We start from the raw sequence: 285 nt of genomic DNA on the forward strand, positions 1-285 counted from the left end.
TCCTGGTTGGCGCCCACGGCGATGGTGTGGCCGCCGCCGCCGAAGGTGTCCCAGGCGGACCAGGTGCCGGAGGGCTGGAGCTGGTAGCGGTGCTGGAGGATGGTGCCGTTGATGGCGAACATCTCCAGTCGGCCGTCCGCGTCCGCGCCGATCGCCAGCTCGGCGCCCGCGGGGCCGCCGAGGTTCTCCCAGTCCGACCACGCGCCGTTGACCGCCGTCTGCCAGGCGTGCGAGACGCCGTTCGCCCCGGCCGCGAACACCTCCAGCCGGCCGTCCGCCGAACGC

Annotated in this window: 1 protein-coding gene; it reads right to left on the reverse strand. The window is 74.4% G+C overall.

The window, feature by feature from the left end; translation table 11 throughout:
• Positions 1 to 285 (reverse strand): DUF8189 domain-containing protein (locus VM95_RS38230; protein WP_045706364.1); only part of this gene is annotated, 285 nt, incomplete at both ends.

Origin of the sequence: Streptomyces rubellomurinus (assembly GCF_000961885.1) — a bacterium.
Lineage (GTDB): Bacteria > Actinomycetota > Actinomycetes > Streptomycetales > Streptomycetaceae > Kitasatospora > Kitasatospora rubellomurina.